Genomic DNA, 12,760 nt, shown 5'->3' with positions numbered 1-12,760 from the left:
AGACCAGGCCACGCGGGCGCGGTGCGGGGTTCCTTACGCGAAGCAGCAGGGAAAGCGCGCCGCCTACAGGCGGCGCATCCTCGTGTCCTCGTCGGTGATGAGGACACGAGACGGTGCGGGGGTCGTGGTGAACCGGGCCTGCAGCGCGGCGAGCGCGGCGCGGGCCTGGTCCTCGTCGAGCGTGCGCAGCGCGTCGAGCGGATCGGCGGCGCGCAGCCCGGCGCCGGCGGTGTGCGGGTTGGCGCCGTAGCCGACGATCGCGACGTCGCCGCGGTGGATGTCGAACTGCGTGATCCGGTATTCGGTGTAGTCCGGCGACCACTGCCCGGACGTGATCCGGAACTTGAACGACATTTCGTCGATCAGCCCGGCGCGCAGCTTGGGCACGATGTAGGCCACGTCCTGGTCCTCGCGGTCGAGGTTCGGCGCGAACACGCGCAGCCCCTCGTCGGACTCGGTCAGCTGCAGCGACCCGTTCGTCGTGCGCGCGATCCGGCGCAGATCTTGGTGCTGCAGCACGAGCGGCACGTCGAGGTCGGCGCGGGCGAGGCTTTCACTCGCCGCACCGGCGGACACCACTTCGGTGTAGGGGCCGTAGTAGTCCCACATCTCGTAACCGCGGTCGTACACCGTGGCGAACCCATCGAACTCGAGCCCGCCACCGGCCGCGGAGTCGCGCAGCTGCAGCCCGCGCAGCTGCGCGGACACCCGCGGCGGCGCGGTGTCGTGTTCGGCCGCGCGCCGCTGCGAGGGCCGGTCAGCCCGCGCGGCAACGGCGCGGCTGCGTTCGGCGGCCGCGGCCGCGCAAGACTTGGGGGTCATGTCGTCGCTCCTGACTCTGCAGTAGTGGGCTGCGTACGGGGGTTGCCGAACAGCCGGTCGAACTCGGCGAGCTGCTCGTCGGTGAACGGCATCCGGTTTTCCAGCGCGCGGGCCTCGGACGGCGCGAGCTGCCGGGTAGCGATCTGCTTACCGATCACCTCGGCGCGGGTTTGCGGGTCCATCCGCAGCAGGGCGTCGCTGTTGAGCTTCACGAACCGCGGCCGCGGCAACAGATCTGACAGCGCGGACTCGCGCCGGAAGATGGCCGGGCCGATGTTCATGATGAGCAGCTGCAGGTTCCGTTGGCTGATCGACGCGTACGTGATCGACCCGGTAGCGACCGCGCCGTCGATGACGTCGGCCGGGCAGCCGAAGAACCGGGCGATGTCGACGATCCCGAACTGCTGCACCTGCAGGAAATTCGCGTCCGACGCCATCGCCTGGATGGGCTTGTATTCCCAGTCCTTGCCGTGCACGAACAGGTCGCGTCCGGCGACGGATGCTTTGAACCGCTGCTTAATCGCGGTCGCCTCCACCGGGCTGACCGTCTTCTCGGTGTTGCGGAGTTCGCCGGCGGGGATCGCGCCGTCGGTGAACCAGTCGAGCGCGAACTGCTGCGCCGAGAGGTACTGACCGATGCTCATCGCCGAGTAGGAGGTCGGCGACAGTCCGATCGGGAGACCGGCGACTGTGAACTGCTTTTCGTGCCAAATCTGCGTAGGCGCGTACTTCTGCCGACGGATCCGGAAGTGGTCGATCTGGCCGTCGATGATCCGCACGGTGACCTCGCCGAGGTCGACCAGCTCAATCCGCGCGGGGAGGCCGAGACCGTCGAACGCGGTGATGATGCCGAACGTGTTGCCCGCCCGGTCGAGGTCGACCTGCGTCGAGTACAGGAACTCGTGCAGCTTCATCCGCTCGCCGCCCGGCGCGATCAGCACCGGCGGTTTCTTCGTCTCGACCTGGATCCCGTCCACCATGCGGTAGGCGTCGACCGGCATCGTGGAAATCAGGTCGCCGCGCAGCCGCAGGCACGCCCATACCGCGGAGTGCTGCATAGCGGATTTGTTGGTCACCACGGCCGTACCGGTGCGGCCAGACACCGGCCGTGCGGGAATCTCGGAATCGTCCACGGTGGACCCGCGAGAGAACAGGCTCACCAGCGACCACCCCCGCGAAGCCTCTTCCACCACGCGGGCGCGGCGGCCGGCGTGCCGATCCACACCGCGACCCGTGAACCGGCGAGCAGCAGGACACCGACCGGGCCGAGCGTCGCCCACCCGATGACGGGGAACAGCGCGGCGCCGATCCCGGCGGCGACCAGCAGCAGCCCGGCGAGGTCGAGCAGCGTCGTAACCAGGTCACGCGACATCCGAGATTCTCCTTTCACCACACCGAATCCAGCACGTCGTAGTCGTCGATCACCAGGTGCGCGCGGCTCTCGTATGCCCACCGGGCCACGGTCCCGCCCACCAGCGGCGAAATGTTCGAGTCGCTCGTGCGGCGGGCCCATGCCCACGCGTCGCCGAGGACGCGCGTACGGGCACCGGTCAACGCCTCGTTGAGCGGTCGTTGGTTGAGGTGGCGCAGGTGGTCGTGCTCCACAGCGTCGGCGAACGCGCCGCACGACGCGGCGAACTCTCGCGCCGTCGGGATCGCGAGCTGCCCGCGCCCCGGCTTCATCGGATCCTTGGGCGTGGTAAATCCGGCGTTGTTGAGCGGGACCAGCAGCGAACCGGCGGGCCCTGCGACGTCGAGACCGACCGCGATCGGGTTGTGCCGGTCGCGCAGTTCGACCAGCCTCTCGACCACGCCGTCGGTGCCGTCGCGCAGCTCGATCACCTCAACGTGCCCGCGGCCGTCCGGACGGTGCCCGTAAGCCATGATCGCGGTCTTCTGTCGGTCCGGTGTGATATCGACCGCGAGCGCCACGTCGACCGCCGTAGAGCGCGCGTCGTGCCGGTCCGCCCACCACTTGGTGGGCACGTTCGGGTCGTCGGCGACGACCACCACTTTTGTGACGTTGAGGTACGCGCGGTCGAACTCGCCCGCCTCCATCTTGCCCCGCTCCGAACGCACGGCTGCCTCGGCGACGGTGTGGCCGAGAGCGGGCATGCACGACCACCAGGTCGCCGGGTCGTCGCGGTCGTAGACGTCGCCGACGGTCCAGTCGAACACGGCGAACGTGGACGGCTCGCCCGCTTCGATGATCTCGCGGCCGCGCTTGCGTTTGCCGTTGAGGAAATGCGACTTCGCTTTCGTGCCCGCGGTGGACACCAGCCACTGTTGCGGTTGCGGCCGCGTGATCATCGCCGGAGAGAATGCCTGTTCCAACCGGGAATCCTCGAGCGCGAAGGCTTCGTCGATCGTTCCGTCGTCGAGGGTCTCACCGTGGCCGGCGGTCTCGGTGTTCGAGGTGATGCCGTGCCGCGACCCGTTGCGCCACTTGATCGATTCGTTCCCGTTGACCTTGCGAACGGTGTAGCGGCCCCGGAACCGCGGCGCGGCGTCGAGGGCGGCGACGTGTTCCTCTTCCCACTTCTTGCGGGCCGAGAGACGGTTCTGCGCCGAGTAGAGAATGTTCTGCCTATTCCACGCGTTCGCCCGCCACACCATCTTGGCGAGCAACAGCGTGGTCTTGCCCGACTGCCGGGGCACCATCAGCAGGATGTCGCGATAGGCCAGACGTCCGGTGGCGGGGTCGACCTCGAGCGCGACGTCGGCGACGTAGCGCTGCCACGGCATGAACGGCGTACCGAACGCCTCGGCGATCCGCGCCACCTTGGGCCCGTAGGTCTTCCGTGACAGATCGCGCGGCGTTCCCCACCGGGGAACACACCGCAGCCCGTACAGCTCGAGCAGCTGCGCTTTGAGGGCTTCTGTTCGGTCCTCTTCGGACAGCGGCACGCGGGGGCCTCCCCTCGAGCTACTCCGGGTCGCCGAGGTCGCCGAACTCGTCGTCGTCATCCGGCGCGGTGCGCACGGCTACGGCGTCGGTCAACGTCTTGAGCGTCGCCCGCAACTCCTTGGCGAGCGGCGGTATCGGGTTCTCGTCGGCGCCGCGGTCGATCCCGGCGGCGAGCGCGTAGGCGAGTTCGGCGAGACCGGGTTCGGTGTCGGCGAGGTCGCCGAGCTGCGCGATGTCCGCGCGCACCTGCCGCTCGAGCGCGCCCGTTTCCGCGGCGCAGCGCGGGCACTCCGGTGGCTCGTCGCCGCCGAGCAGCGCGGCGTGCTCGCCGAGCAGACCGAGCGGCGTCGTACCTGCAGCGGCGGCGATGAACCGCAGTTCGTCGACCGTGACCTCGCGCCGCCGGCGGCCTTCCTTGTCCGGGCGGCCGGTCTCGATGTAGCCGACCACGGCGGCCGAGAACGACTCCGGCGCGCCCTTCTCCCACGCGGCCGCGGCGAACTCGCCGCGCGTGAGCCCGGCGCGCTTGCGCGTCGCCTTGATCTCGTCGGCGATCACATCGCTAATCGTCGTGATCCGTTCGGCCGTCAATGTGATCACCCTCCGCCCTGTGATTTTTTGCCGGGGAGAAATTCAGGGATGGTGGGCGCGGGGTCTCCCGTGGCCCCGCGCCGAAAAAACCCAGGTCAGCGCGGTGCACATCGATGAGCGCGGGTGTGTCGCGTGTGGACAGTGGTCACCAGTCACGCGAGGTCGCGAAGTGCTCCTCGGGTTCCTGTTCCTCCGTGCCGGGCAGGTACCGCGCGTACCACCGGTGGATGGCGGGCACGCTGCCCGGTGGCCGGCGGTCTACTCGCGCGCGGCGTATGCACTCGTCGCGTCCGGGATCCAGCAGGATCAACTCGGCGCGCAGCCGGTCGACCAGCGCGGCGCGCTGTGCCGCCACGGGCAGGGAGCGCACCACGTACACGATGCCCTCACGTGCCTTGGCGATCTGGTCGAGCTCGAGCCGCATCACGTGTTCGGCCTGTCGGCTGTAGGTCTTGCTGTGCAACCACTTGCGCGGGCTGCCCATCGCGCGGGCGATCTCGTCACGGTCGAGCACGCGGCCGCCGTTCTCGTCGGCGAGCTTGTGGGCGAGCGTGGTCTTGCCCGCGCAGATCGGCCCCGCGATCACCACTACCTGCCGCACCTGATCACCACCTTCGCGAGGTCGGCATCGGCGCTTCGTGCGCGCGGTTGCCGCGGCTCGAGTTGCACGTGCGATGCGCGGGGCGGGCGTTGTCGAGGGTGTCCTGCCCGCCCTTGCTGCGCGGCACGATGTGGTCGGCGGTGAACGACATCTTGTGTTCGGCCGGTAGGTCGAGGTCGATCCGGTGCCCGCACAATCCGCACGCCGCGCCGGACGCTGCCGCGAGTTCGCGCAGCTGCGCCGTGACCCGGCGCCACGGGCGCCCGTTCGCCGAGGCCATGCTCACCCCCTGCGCGGTCATGGCCCCGGCATACGACAGGACCCCCGACCGGGTGGGTCGGGGGTCCTGGTTGCGGGCACACTGCGCCTAAGTGCCTCCAGTATGCAGAACGATCACGGTCGTGTCGAACAGGGGTTCGGCTACCGCGTGTCGAGCGTGGGCCGGTCGTCCGGCGGCGGGGGTTCGGTGCGGCAGTCCGCACACTTGCCGTCGCCCTTGCAGACTCCACACCGTGCGGCGAGGTTCCTTCCGAACCCCAAGCACGCCCAGCATTTTTTGGAGTCCCCGCACGCGTGGCACGGTTCCGTCTCGGCCTCGCTGCTCACGTCTTCTCCGCTGGTCATGCTGCCGATCATGTCCGGTCGCCGCGCGGTCGCGCTGCCCTCGGCGGTTTGTGTCCAGTTATTGACCACTGCGCCTACCGGTCGATTCCCTTGTGCCGCTCCTCGCTGTGGTTCCAGCAGCCCGACGTCGAGCAGTTCCCCGTGCTGGGGTGGGCCGGATGTCCACACTGGCCGGTCGTCGGTTTCGGCGCGGTGGGCGGCGGCGTGCCGATGTTCGGGCGCCATCGGTTCTTGCTCATCGGGTACCCCCATGGGTTTCGGTGTTCTCGGCTGCACATCGCGCGGCCGTCTGGTCGTCGTTACCGGTCGCTCCGGTCGGGACTTCGGATCGGTGTCCGTTGCCCTCGGCGCTGCTGCGCAGCCGCGGCCGCCGGGCCTGTTCCACGGTGAGCACGCCCTGCAGGAACTCGAGGTTTTCCGGGCCCCACACCTGCCCGCAGCCGAGGCACGTGCAGCCGGTGCGGGCGTCGAGGGCGAGCGCCGGGGCCTGGACCAGTTCGCCGGTGCTGGGGTCGAGGCGCCACACCATGCCTTGCCCGCACGCGGGGCACGCGGCGGCGATGTGCAGCCGCCGGGGCGGGTCGAGTAGCTCCTCGATCCGCTCCACCATGTACCGCAGCTCGAGCACGGCGGCCGCGACCTGGTGGACCTCGGCCCATCGCCCGGCGATGCCGGCGGCCGCCCGGATCCGGGACACCGTGTCGGCGTCCTGCACCAGCACGTTGAAGTGGAGGGTGGCGGCCTCGCGGTCGAGGTTGCGCTGCAGGTCTGCCGCGGCGACCCGGATCGGGACACCGGGCGAGCTGCCCGCAGCCTTGCCGGTCTCGCCGCCGTGCGCGTGCGCCTGGCGCAGCTGCTCGAGCAATCCCGGTTTGGTGTGCGTCGTGGTCGTCATGTCGTCGCGGATCACCTTGAGGGTGATGGGGTCGGTGAGCTTGGCGGCGAGGGCGGCGAGTTCGGCCTGCCACTGCCGCAGGTTCTTCGGGTCGGTCGGGTTGGTCACGGGCGGGTTCCCCTCGCGTTGATCGTGCGCGGCGGCCGAGGCTGCCGGGCGGGGCCGGTGTTGCGGGTACGGGTGAGTTCGAGCGCCCGCGCGAACCGGTCGTCGCGGGCGGCGATCTCGTCGAGGGCGGCGAGCGCGGGCAGGGAGTTGGCGAGTTCGGCGAACGCGCGGCCGAGCTTCTCGGCGGCGGCCGCGACTCCGGGCACGATCGCGGCGAGCGTCGACCGGGCGACGTTGTCGATCCGCCGGGCATGGGCGAACTGGGCCTCGGTGAAGCTGCGCTGCCACGGCTCGAGGTCGACACCGACCGCGCGCTCGATGAACTCGACGACGTCGGCCGGGGCGGGGCGTTCGGGTTCGGTGGTCATTGCGGGTGGCTCTCCTGTCGGTGGTGGTCGGCCGCCCGGATCCGTCGCCAGTGGGCGGGGGCACGCAGTGGTTGGCCGTCGGGGGTGAGGCACGGGTGGCCGGCGGGCTGGTCGCATTCGGGGCAGTCGACGGCGAGAGCGAGTTCGCGTTCGCGCCCGAGGAGTTCGGCCGCGGCGAGGGCGTCGAGTTCGCGGGCGTTGAACTGGCCCCGGTAGCGGGTCACCGGACATCCCCCGGTGGTCTCGGGGGCGGGGTGGCGGTGCGGGTGTAGGGGTTGGGGGCGAGTTGGTCGCGGGGTGTGTCGGCAGGGCCCACGATGGGGCGGTGTCCGTTGGGTCCTGCATCGCCTACGCGGTCCCGGTAGGTGGTGGGGCCTGTCTGGGGAGCTACCCCGTCCCGTCCCCTACCCGTCCCGGTAGTCATCGCGTCGGTGATTCCGTCGGTGATCATGGGGTTCTGTGGCTGGTTTTGGGCAGGGTCGGGCCTGGTGTTGGTGGTGTTTTCCGCTGGTGGGGCTGGGTTTCCGGTCGGGTTGGTGTTCTGCGCGGGTTCCGGGTCGGTTTCTGGTCGATCCGGTGATCGGTCGGTGATCGGCGGTTGATCCGGCGTTGATTCGGCGTTGATCGCGGCGAGGGGGGGCGGGGGCAGCAGGGTGAGCCCGGCGGCCTCGGGGGTGCAGTCCTTCTTGCGGCCGTTGCAGCCGCGGCACGCGACGACCAGGTTGTCGGCACCGGCGGCGATCTTCGGGTCGACGTGGTCGAGCACGCCACCGGCCGGGGTCTTGCGGTCGGCCCACTTCACGGTGATGCCGCAGTACCGGCAGGCCATGCCGTCGCGCGTCTTGACCGCGGCGCGCAGTTCCTTGTCCTTGAGTTCGCGCGTCTTGGCGCGGTGCACGTCGTTCTCGGCGCGGGAAGGGTTCTCGTCGAGGAAGGCGTGCACCCAATACCCGCCGAGTTCGGTGGTCCACTTCTTTCCCTCGAGGCATCGGCACTCGTCGCCGGGCTGGTGGATCATCGGCGGGCCGTCGCCGAGACGGACGTTGGTCAACGCCTTGAGTTCGCGCCGTGTGGCGATCTGGCGGGCCTTGAGGGCGGGCAGCCACCCGTCGGTGCGCTGCGCGCTCGCGTACTGCTTGAGGCGCGTCAGGGCCCCGTACGCCGAGTTGCCGACGGCGTGCACGAGAGGGTCGTCGTATCCGACGTCGTTGAGCCTCAGCCACGGCATGAGGCACCGCCCGGAATACGCGCGGAAACCCGGCGCCGCGCGGGCGCCGGGTCGGCGGGGTCGTGCCGGTGGATCACGTTTTCTCCTTGTCCCAGTTGGAAAGCGGGGCCGGGTCGCCGTAGCGACTCCGGCCCCGCCCGGTCAGCGACCGCCCGTGTCTGCAGGGCGGTCGCCGGGATCGGCGACGACGTCGTCGTCGGGGAAGGGCACGCTGTCGATGTCCTCGCGCCACTTGCGCAGCAGGTCCTCGGGGTCGGTCACGGCGTCGTCTCCGATCCCCAAATCGCGTTGAGCCGGTAGACGTCGAGGAACGCGCGCAGCAGGTCGACCAGACCCTCGAGTCCCTCGGCGGCCACGTGGCCGGTGACGACGTCCTGCGCGGCCTCGCCGTCGAGGTTCACCTGCGCCGTGATCGCCTTCATCGCGGTCAACTCGGTCAGGTCGGGGGTTTCCTCGGCCTCGAGCACGACCGGGCCGGGCGGGTTCATCAACGCGCGCAGCGTCTCGCCGACCACGACCAGCCCGACCGAGATCAGCGACCACAACCGGCCGTAGCGGTCGATCGGGTCGCCGTCGCCGAGGTACTCGGCGACCACGGCGTCGGCCGTCTCCGGCGAGTCGGCGCCGGCGGCGCGCAGGAACACCTCGGCCGTGACGACCACGTCCTCGCGGGTGTCGTTCTGGTCGGTCATGCCGTCGGCCCTTCGCTGTGCGGGGCGGTGTCGTCGGCGACGACGGCGAGGTCGGCGAGACCGTCGATCACCACGTTGGCGCGCGGCACGCGCAGCGTGACCTCGGCGGGCTGCCCCGGCGACAGGGAGACCTCGACCCCGGAGACGACTCCGGAGATGTCGACGCCGTCGACCAGCACGCGGGCGGCGCGGTCGAGCGCGACGATGCGGACGCGTTTCCGTGCGGCCATCACGCGCCCCCCGCCGTGGCGGTGGGGTCGTACAGGGCGACGACGTCGCGCACGACCGTGGCGAGCAGCCGGTTGAACGCGGCGACCGGGTCGGGCGCGGCGGCCGCCGCGACGATCGCCTCGAGCGATCCGGCGTTGTCGCACACGGCGCCCCACACGGGGTGTCGGGAGTCGTCGAGGTCGATCCGTTCGGCGGGGCGGGCGAACGCCTCACGCACGTGCGTGTCGTTGAGCCCGGCGAGCAGTCGTTTGGTGGCGCCGCGGGCGAGGTCTTCCATTCCCTCGAGTTCGCGGGCGGTCGGCGGCCGGTAGGCGGTCTGCAGGGCGATCACGTACCGGAGTACGGAGTTGGCCGAGTTCGCCTCGGCGACGTTCAGTCCCATTAGGACACCGCCGAACCGGTCGGGGCCCACGACGCGCGCCACGCGCGCAGCCGCTCGCCGAGTTCGTCGATCCGGCGCTGCGAGATCCAGCCCGTGCGGCGGGCGGGCTCGCCGGGGTTGCCGCGCTCGCCGGTGGCGAGGTAGCCGAACAGCGTTTCGAGCAGCCCGTCGGCGGCGAGCAGCTGCGCGTGCGCGGTGTTGACGGTCTCGAGCGCCTCGACCAGGACGGCGAGAACCGGGGCCATATCGGCGGCGCGGACGGGTTCGCGCGCGGCGTGGGCGAACCGCTCGCGCCACAGGTCGCGATCGGCGTCCGTCATGGACGGCGCCGGGTCGGTGGTGGTCATGCTGATTCCTTCTCGTCGAGTTCGGGGGTGGTCTGGCGGGATTGCTCGAGTTCGGCGATGGCGGTCTCGGCGGCGAGGGTCTTTGCCTTGAGCGCCTCGCCGAGGCGGGCGGTCTCGTCGGCCAACATGGAGTTGTCGGCCTCAACTTCGGCGATGTAGGCGCGGCTGTCGGCGAACAGCGGGTCGATCACCCGGTGCTGCACGTTGTCCGCGAGGTAGGCCGCGAAGTCCGGCAGCGGGGCCTCGGCGTTGTGGCGGCGGGCCCACTGCGCGGTGGCCTGCCGGATCACGGTCGTGAGGTCCTCGCGCGGGCGGGGCGCGCAGGTCACGACTCGTCCGGATCGATGTCGTCGGCGGCCTGGTCCTCGTCGGCGCGCGGGCCGCGGATCGCCTCGACGATCGCGGGCAGGTCGGCGGCCTCGGCAAGCACCGGCGGCTCGCCGGAGTCCTCGGCCTCGCCGACCACGCCCCGGCGCCGAAGCTCCTGCATGAGCCGTTCGGCGGACGCGTGCCCGATGCGCATCTTCCGGGCGAGCATCGTGGGCGAGGCGAGGTTCGCCGAGATCACCAGATCGGCGGCCTGGCAGATCAGGTCTACCTCTTCGGGGGTCTTGCTCGAGCTCGAGCTCGAGCCGGGGAACGACACGACCACCCCGGCGCCGTCGCGCAGCAAGTCGCCGGCGGCGTCGGCCGGGGCGGTCGCGGTCTTCTCGAACGGCAACGCCTGCAGCCCGGTCCGCTGCTCGTACGCCTCGCGCAACATCCGGCGCAGCTGCTTCGCGTCCGCGCTCGAGCCGGGGAACGCCTCGACGGCGACGATGCGCGCGGTCGGGATCACCTCGCCGGTGTCCATGTTGGTCGTGACCGTCGCGCAGTCGACGACGGCGACGATCAGGTGCGTACTCGCCGAGTCCTCGACCAGCGTCGAGGAGATCCTGCCGAGACCGTTCTTGTCGTCCTTGGGCAGCCGCCCGGACAGGCTCACGCTCATGGCGTTCCCTTCGTGGTGTCGTGGTGCTCACCGGGCGGGAGCGCGGTGAACTCGGCTTCACGGGCCGAGGTAGGAGTGCCGCGCGGGTGGAGCGCGACCAGGTACACCCACCCGACGGCCGTCCACTCGCGACGGGTCACGGCGCAGCGCAGGTTGCCGCGCAGCAACAGCGGCTGGTCGACCTCGAACAGGGGCGGGCTGGTCGGGTAGTCCGTCGGATCCGGGGCGGCCACGGCGGGGTGGCCGTAGTAGTCCGCCGCGGCCTGCCACGTCAGGTGAACCGGGCAGAGTTCGACCTTGCGCCACGCGCATGCGGGGCAGCCGGTGGGATCCGGGCCGGGCTTGTACTGCAGCAGCGGGTTGCGCGGGTAGTCGTAGCCCGACACGACCGTCGTGTCGGTCTTGCGGCGGCGGGCGGGACGGCGCTCGCCGTCGCCGCCCGCCACCGACAGGTGCGAACGCGTGCTCACGCCACGCCATACGCGATGCGTGCGAGTTCGGCGTCGACCGCGGCCTCGTCGACCTGGTCGGCCTCGGCGCCGAGCGGCACAAGCTGCTCGGTCACGTCGAGCACGTTGTCGATCTCGCTGTGATCGAACGAGAACAGCGCGACCGACGTGCACGTGCCCGTGCCGCAGGTGCAGCGCACCGTGACCTCGACCCACTGCGACAACAGCGGCTGCACGAACACCTGCCCGACGGTCCCGGCGGGTTCGATCCGGCCGCGGTCGAGCAACTCGCGGGCGAACCGGTACACGTACGCGGTGCCGGTCAGCTGCATGGTGATCGCCCACGGTTCGGCGCGGTCGTAGTGCCACTCGATCGCGACCGGGCGCGCCTCGGCGGGCCCGCCCGCGCCGAACTTGCGCACGACCAGCCGAGCGCGGGTCGGGTACGTGACCCCATCGGCGTCGATCATCAGGACTTTCCTTCCTGGACAAGGCGGACCCACCCGGCGACCTGGTCGTCGCGGAGGGCCTGCAGGACGTAGGAGAGGCGGAAACCGGGCGGCACGTAGACCACCGACCACGGGCTGCGCAGGCACCCGCCGCGGCCGCTCCGGATCGCGACCACGCCGTCGAACGACTCGCGCACCTCGAGCAGCGGCGGGACCGGGACCGGTCGCGGCGGCGAGGGCGGGGGCGGCGGCGGGATGTCGAGGCGGACCGTCATCGCTGCCCACCCCGCTCGCCGTCGACCACGGCCGCGCGGTCAGCGCGGATCGCGGCGACCGTGCGGTCGAGCTCGCCGAACACCTGCCGCGTGCGCGTCTCGGGGTCCTCGCCGAACTCGCCGCGCGTCAAGGTCCACAGCAGCGTGAGCGCGGTCGACAGGCCGCCCACGCGGGCGCCCTCGCGCCACGCGCCGCCCTTCGCGATCGCCGCGCACTTGTCGCGTTCCTCCTGCAGCACGCTCGTGAAGTCCTCGAGCGCCTCACGCAGCCGTTCCTCGGTCAACCGATCCGCGGTCACGGGCACACCTCGAGACGGATCGGGCGCGTGTAGTCGATGCGCTCGATCAGGGCCTGCCTGACCGGGCCGTAGGGGCGCATCGCGCAGACGTGGCACACCTCGGCCACCTGCAGCGGGTCGCGCGGGTCTTCCGGATCCGGGGCGCCGTGCACCCGCACGGTGGTGATCCGGCGCGATCCGGGGCACCATCCGCACTCGCCCGGCAGGAACTCCGGGGAGAGCTTGACCTCGACGTCGCCGAGCGCGCGCAGCTGCATCGCTCGCACGTCGGGGTGGTCGATCAGGTCGCCGACGGCCGGAAGGATCCGGGTCGCCTCGACCGGGGCGCCGTAGACACGGCCGGTCACCCGGCGAAACCACGCCCGGAACGACGTCGGGCGACACGAACGATGGCGGCCGACGGTGGCGGTATCCTTCGCTGCGATCATGAGGGCATCTCCTCTGGTCGGGGCCCCGCGGGGCCCATGCCCGTCTCGCGCCTGCATGCGCGAGGCGGGCTC

General features: G+C 71.0%; 23 protein-coding genes. All 23 read right to left on the bottom strand.

The genetic code is table 11. The features are described from left to right. Positions 1 to 63 precede the first annotated feature (63 nt). On the bottom strand, positions 64 to 822 hold the full coding sequence (locus ACIRGA_RS18520) for an HK97 family phage prohead protease (RefSeq protein ID WP_400942544.1): 759 nt from the start codon (positions 820 to 822) through the stop codon (positions 64 to 66). Continuing rightward, positions 819 to 1,982 carry a phage portal protein gene (locus tag ACIRGA_RS18515; RefSeq protein WP_400942542.1) on the bottom strand — a complete coding sequence of 388 codons (1,164 nt, stop codon included), beginning with the start codon at positions 1,980 to 1,982 and terminating at the stop codon, positions 819 to 821. Before ACIRGA_RS18515 ends, ACIRGA_RS18520 begins: the two co-directional genes overlap by 4 nt. Then, positions 1,979 to 2,194, bottom strand: coding sequence for a hypothetical protein (locus ACIRGA_RS18510; protein ID WP_400942541.1), 216 nt, complete (start codon positions 2,192 to 2,194; stop codon positions 1,979 to 1,981). The genes ACIRGA_RS18515 and ACIRGA_RS18510 overlap by 4 nt, the downstream gene beginning before the upstream one ends. A 14-nt stretch (positions 2,195 to 2,208) precedes the next feature. Then, positions 2,209 to 3,729 carry a terminase large subunit domain-containing protein gene (locus ACIRGA_RS18505; protein WP_400942539.1) on the bottom strand — a complete coding sequence of 507 codons (1,521 nt, stop codon included), beginning with the start codon at positions 3,727 to 3,729 and terminating at the stop codon, positions 2,209 to 2,211. A 19-nt stretch (positions 3,730 to 3,748) separates the two neighbouring features. Beyond that, positions 3,749 to 4,330, bottom strand: a complete 582-nt coding sequence (locus ACIRGA_RS18500) for a hypothetical protein (RefSeq protein WP_400942538.1) — start codon at positions 4,328 to 4,330, stop codon at positions 3,749 to 3,751. 136 nt (positions 4,331 to 4,466) lie between these two features. After that, positions 4,467 to 4,922, bottom strand: coding sequence for an AAA family ATPase (locus ACIRGA_RS18495; RefSeq protein WP_400942536.1), 456 nt, complete (start codon positions 4,920 to 4,922; stop codon positions 4,467 to 4,469). A gap of 4 nt (positions 4,923 to 4,926) precedes the next feature. Further along, positions 4,927 to 5,223: an HNH endonuclease signature motif containing protein gene (locus ACIRGA_RS18490; protein ID WP_400942535.1), complete on the bottom strand. Its 297-nt coding sequence runs from the start codon at positions 5,221 to 5,223 to the stop codon at positions 4,927 to 4,929. A 397-nt stretch (positions 5,224 to 5,620) separates the two neighbouring features. Then, positions 5,621 to 5,785 carry a hypothetical protein gene (locus tag ACIRGA_RS18485; RefSeq protein WP_400942533.1) on the bottom strand — a complete coding sequence of 55 codons (165 nt, stop codon included), beginning with the start codon at positions 5,783 to 5,785 and terminating at the stop codon, positions 5,621 to 5,623. Further along, positions 5,782 to 6,549, bottom strand: coding sequence for a hypothetical protein (locus ACIRGA_RS18480; RefSeq protein ID WP_400942532.1), 768 nt, complete (start codon positions 6,547 to 6,549; stop codon positions 5,782 to 5,784). Before ACIRGA_RS18480 ends, ACIRGA_RS18485 begins: the two co-directional genes overlap by 4 nt. After that, positions 6,546 to 6,917, bottom strand: a complete 372-nt coding sequence (locus ACIRGA_RS18475; RefSeq protein ID WP_400942530.1) for a hypothetical protein — start codon at positions 6,915 to 6,917, stop codon at positions 6,546 to 6,548. Before ACIRGA_RS18475 ends, ACIRGA_RS18480 begins: the two co-directional genes overlap by 4 nt. Beyond that, complete coding sequence (locus ACIRGA_RS18470; RefSeq protein WP_400942529.1) at positions 6,914 to 7,141, bottom strand: hypothetical protein; 228 nt, start codon at positions 7,139 to 7,141, stop codon at positions 6,914 to 6,916. The genes ACIRGA_RS18475 and ACIRGA_RS18470 overlap by 4 nt, the downstream gene beginning before the upstream one ends. Beyond that, positions 7,138 to 8,100: a hypothetical protein gene (locus ACIRGA_RS18465; protein WP_400942528.1), complete on the bottom strand. Its 963-nt coding sequence runs from the start codon at positions 8,098 to 8,100 to the stop codon at positions 7,138 to 7,140. The genes ACIRGA_RS18470 and ACIRGA_RS18465 overlap by 4 nt, the downstream gene beginning before the upstream one ends. A gap of 302 nt (positions 8,101 to 8,402) precedes the next feature. Further along, positions 8,403 to 8,837, bottom strand: a complete 435-nt coding sequence (locus ACIRGA_RS18460) for a hypothetical protein (protein ID WP_400942527.1) — start codon at positions 8,835 to 8,837, stop codon at positions 8,403 to 8,405. After that, complete coding sequence (locus ACIRGA_RS18455) at positions 8,834 to 9,067, bottom strand: hypothetical protein (RefSeq protein ID WP_400942526.1); 234 nt, start codon at positions 9,065 to 9,067, stop codon at positions 8,834 to 8,836. The genes ACIRGA_RS18460 and ACIRGA_RS18455 overlap by 4 nt, the downstream gene beginning before the upstream one ends. Next, on the bottom strand, positions 9,067 to 9,450 hold the full coding sequence (locus ACIRGA_RS18450; protein ID WP_400942525.1) for a hypothetical protein: 384 nt from the start codon (positions 9,448 to 9,450) through the stop codon (positions 9,067 to 9,069). Before ACIRGA_RS18450 ends, ACIRGA_RS18455 begins: the two co-directional genes overlap by 1 nt. Beyond that, on the bottom strand, positions 9,450 to 9,797 hold the full coding sequence (locus ACIRGA_RS18445; RefSeq protein WP_400942523.1) for a hypothetical protein: 348 nt from the start codon (positions 9,795 to 9,797) through the stop codon (positions 9,450 to 9,452). The genes ACIRGA_RS18450 and ACIRGA_RS18445 overlap by 1 nt, the downstream gene beginning before the upstream one ends. Beyond that, positions 9,794 to 10,126, bottom strand: coding sequence for a hypothetical protein (locus ACIRGA_RS18440; RefSeq protein ID WP_400942521.1), 333 nt, complete (start codon positions 10,124 to 10,126; stop codon positions 9,794 to 9,796). The genes ACIRGA_RS18445 and ACIRGA_RS18440 overlap by 4 nt, the downstream gene beginning before the upstream one ends. Continuing rightward, a complete protein-coding gene (locus ACIRGA_RS18435) occupies positions 10,123 to 10,788 on the bottom strand; it encodes a DNA translocase FtsK (protein ID WP_400942519.1) in 666 nt (221 codons plus the stop codon). The genes ACIRGA_RS18440 and ACIRGA_RS18435 overlap by 4 nt, the downstream gene beginning before the upstream one ends. Beyond that, on the bottom strand, positions 10,785 to 11,258 hold the full coding sequence (locus tag ACIRGA_RS18430; protein WP_400942517.1) for a hypothetical protein: 474 nt from the start codon (positions 11,256 to 11,258) through the stop codon (positions 10,785 to 10,787). Before ACIRGA_RS18430 ends, ACIRGA_RS18435 begins: the two co-directional genes overlap by 4 nt. Further along, positions 11,255 to 11,707 carry an SsgA family sporulation/cell division regulator gene (locus ACIRGA_RS18425; protein ID WP_400942515.1) on the bottom strand — a complete coding sequence of 151 codons (453 nt, stop codon included), beginning with the start codon at positions 11,705 to 11,707 and terminating at the stop codon, positions 11,255 to 11,257. The genes ACIRGA_RS18430 and ACIRGA_RS18425 overlap by 4 nt, the downstream gene beginning before the upstream one ends. Then, positions 11,707 to 11,961 carry a hypothetical protein gene (locus tag ACIRGA_RS18420; protein ID WP_400942514.1) on the bottom strand — a complete coding sequence of 85 codons (255 nt, stop codon included), beginning with the start codon at positions 11,959 to 11,961 and terminating at the stop codon, positions 11,707 to 11,709. The genes ACIRGA_RS18425 and ACIRGA_RS18420 overlap by 1 nt, the downstream gene beginning before the upstream one ends. After that, positions 11,958 to 12,260 carry a hypothetical protein gene (locus tag ACIRGA_RS18415; protein ID WP_400942513.1) on the bottom strand — a complete coding sequence of 101 codons (303 nt, stop codon included), beginning with the start codon at positions 12,258 to 12,260 and terminating at the stop codon, positions 11,958 to 11,960. The genes ACIRGA_RS18420 and ACIRGA_RS18415 overlap by 4 nt, the downstream gene beginning before the upstream one ends. Continuing rightward, positions 12,257 to 12,688, bottom strand: a complete 432-nt coding sequence (locus tag ACIRGA_RS18410; protein WP_400942512.1) for a hypothetical protein — start codon at positions 12,686 to 12,688, stop codon at positions 12,257 to 12,259. Before ACIRGA_RS18410 ends, ACIRGA_RS18415 begins: the two co-directional genes overlap by 4 nt. Positions 12,689 to 12,760 lie beyond the last annotated feature (72 nt).

This window comes from Amycolatopsis sp. NPDC102389 (assembly GCF_044765885.1).
Lineage (GTDB): Bacteria > Actinomycetota > Actinomycetes > Mycobacteriales > Pseudonocardiaceae > Amycolatopsis.
This window is presented reverse-complemented; position numbering and strand designations above follow the sequence as displayed.

What these genes read in the sequence shown, in the direction of transcription:
- ACIRGA_RS18520 (WP_400942544.1), bottom strand. Translation starts at nt 822, where the DNA reads ATGACCCCCAAGTCTTGCGCGGCCGCGGCCGCCGAACGCAGCCGCGCC.
- ACIRGA_RS18510 (WP_400942541.1), bottom strand. Translation starts at nt 2,194, where the DNA reads ATGTCGCGTGACCTGGTTACGACGCTGCTCGACCTCGCCGGGCTGCTG.
- ACIRGA_RS18490 (WP_400942535.1), bottom strand. Translation starts at nt 5,223, where the DNA reads ATGACCGCGCAGGGGGTGAGCATGGCCTCGGCGAACGGGCGCCCGTGG.
- ACIRGA_RS18485 (WP_400942533.1), bottom strand. Translation starts at nt 5,785, where the DNA reads ATGAGCAAGAACCGATGGCGCCCGAACATCGGCACGCCGCCGCCCACC.
- ACIRGA_RS18475 (WP_400942530.1), bottom strand. Translation starts at nt 6,917, where the DNA reads ATGACCACCGAACCCGAACGCCCCGCCCCGGCCGACGTCGTCGAGTTC.
- ACIRGA_RS18460 (WP_400942527.1), bottom strand. Translation starts at nt 8,837, where the DNA reads ATGACCGACCAGAACGACACCCGCGAGGACGTGGTCGTCACGGCCGAG.
- ACIRGA_RS18455 (WP_400942526.1), bottom strand. Translation starts at nt 9,067, where the DNA reads ATGGCCGCACGGAAACGCGTCCGCATCGTCGCGCTCGACCGCGCCGCC.
- ACIRGA_RS18450 (WP_400942525.1), bottom strand. Translation starts at nt 9,450, where the DNA reads ATGGGACTGAACGTCGCCGAGGCGAACTCGGCCAACTCCGTACTCCGG.
- ACIRGA_RS18445 (WP_400942523.1), bottom strand. Translation starts at nt 9,797, where the DNA reads ATGACCACCACCGACCCGGCGCCGTCCATGACGGACGCCGATCGCGAC.
- ACIRGA_RS18435 (WP_400942519.1), bottom strand. Translation starts at nt 10,788, where the DNA reads ATGAGCGTGAGCCTGTCCGGGCGGCTGCCCAAGGACGACAAGAACGGT.
- ACIRGA_RS18425 (WP_400942515.1), bottom strand. Translation starts at nt 11,707, where the DNA reads ATGATCGACGCCGATGGGGTCACGTACCCGACCCGCGCTCGGCTGGTC.
- ACIRGA_RS18420 (WP_400942514.1), bottom strand. Translation starts at nt 11,961, where the DNA reads ATGACGGTCCGCCTCGACATCCCGCCGCCGCCCCCGCCCTCGCCGCCG.
- ACIRGA_RS18410 (WP_400942512.1), bottom strand. Translation starts at nt 12,688, where the DNA reads ATGATCGCAGCGAAGGATACCGCCACCGTCGGCCGCCATCGTTCGTGT.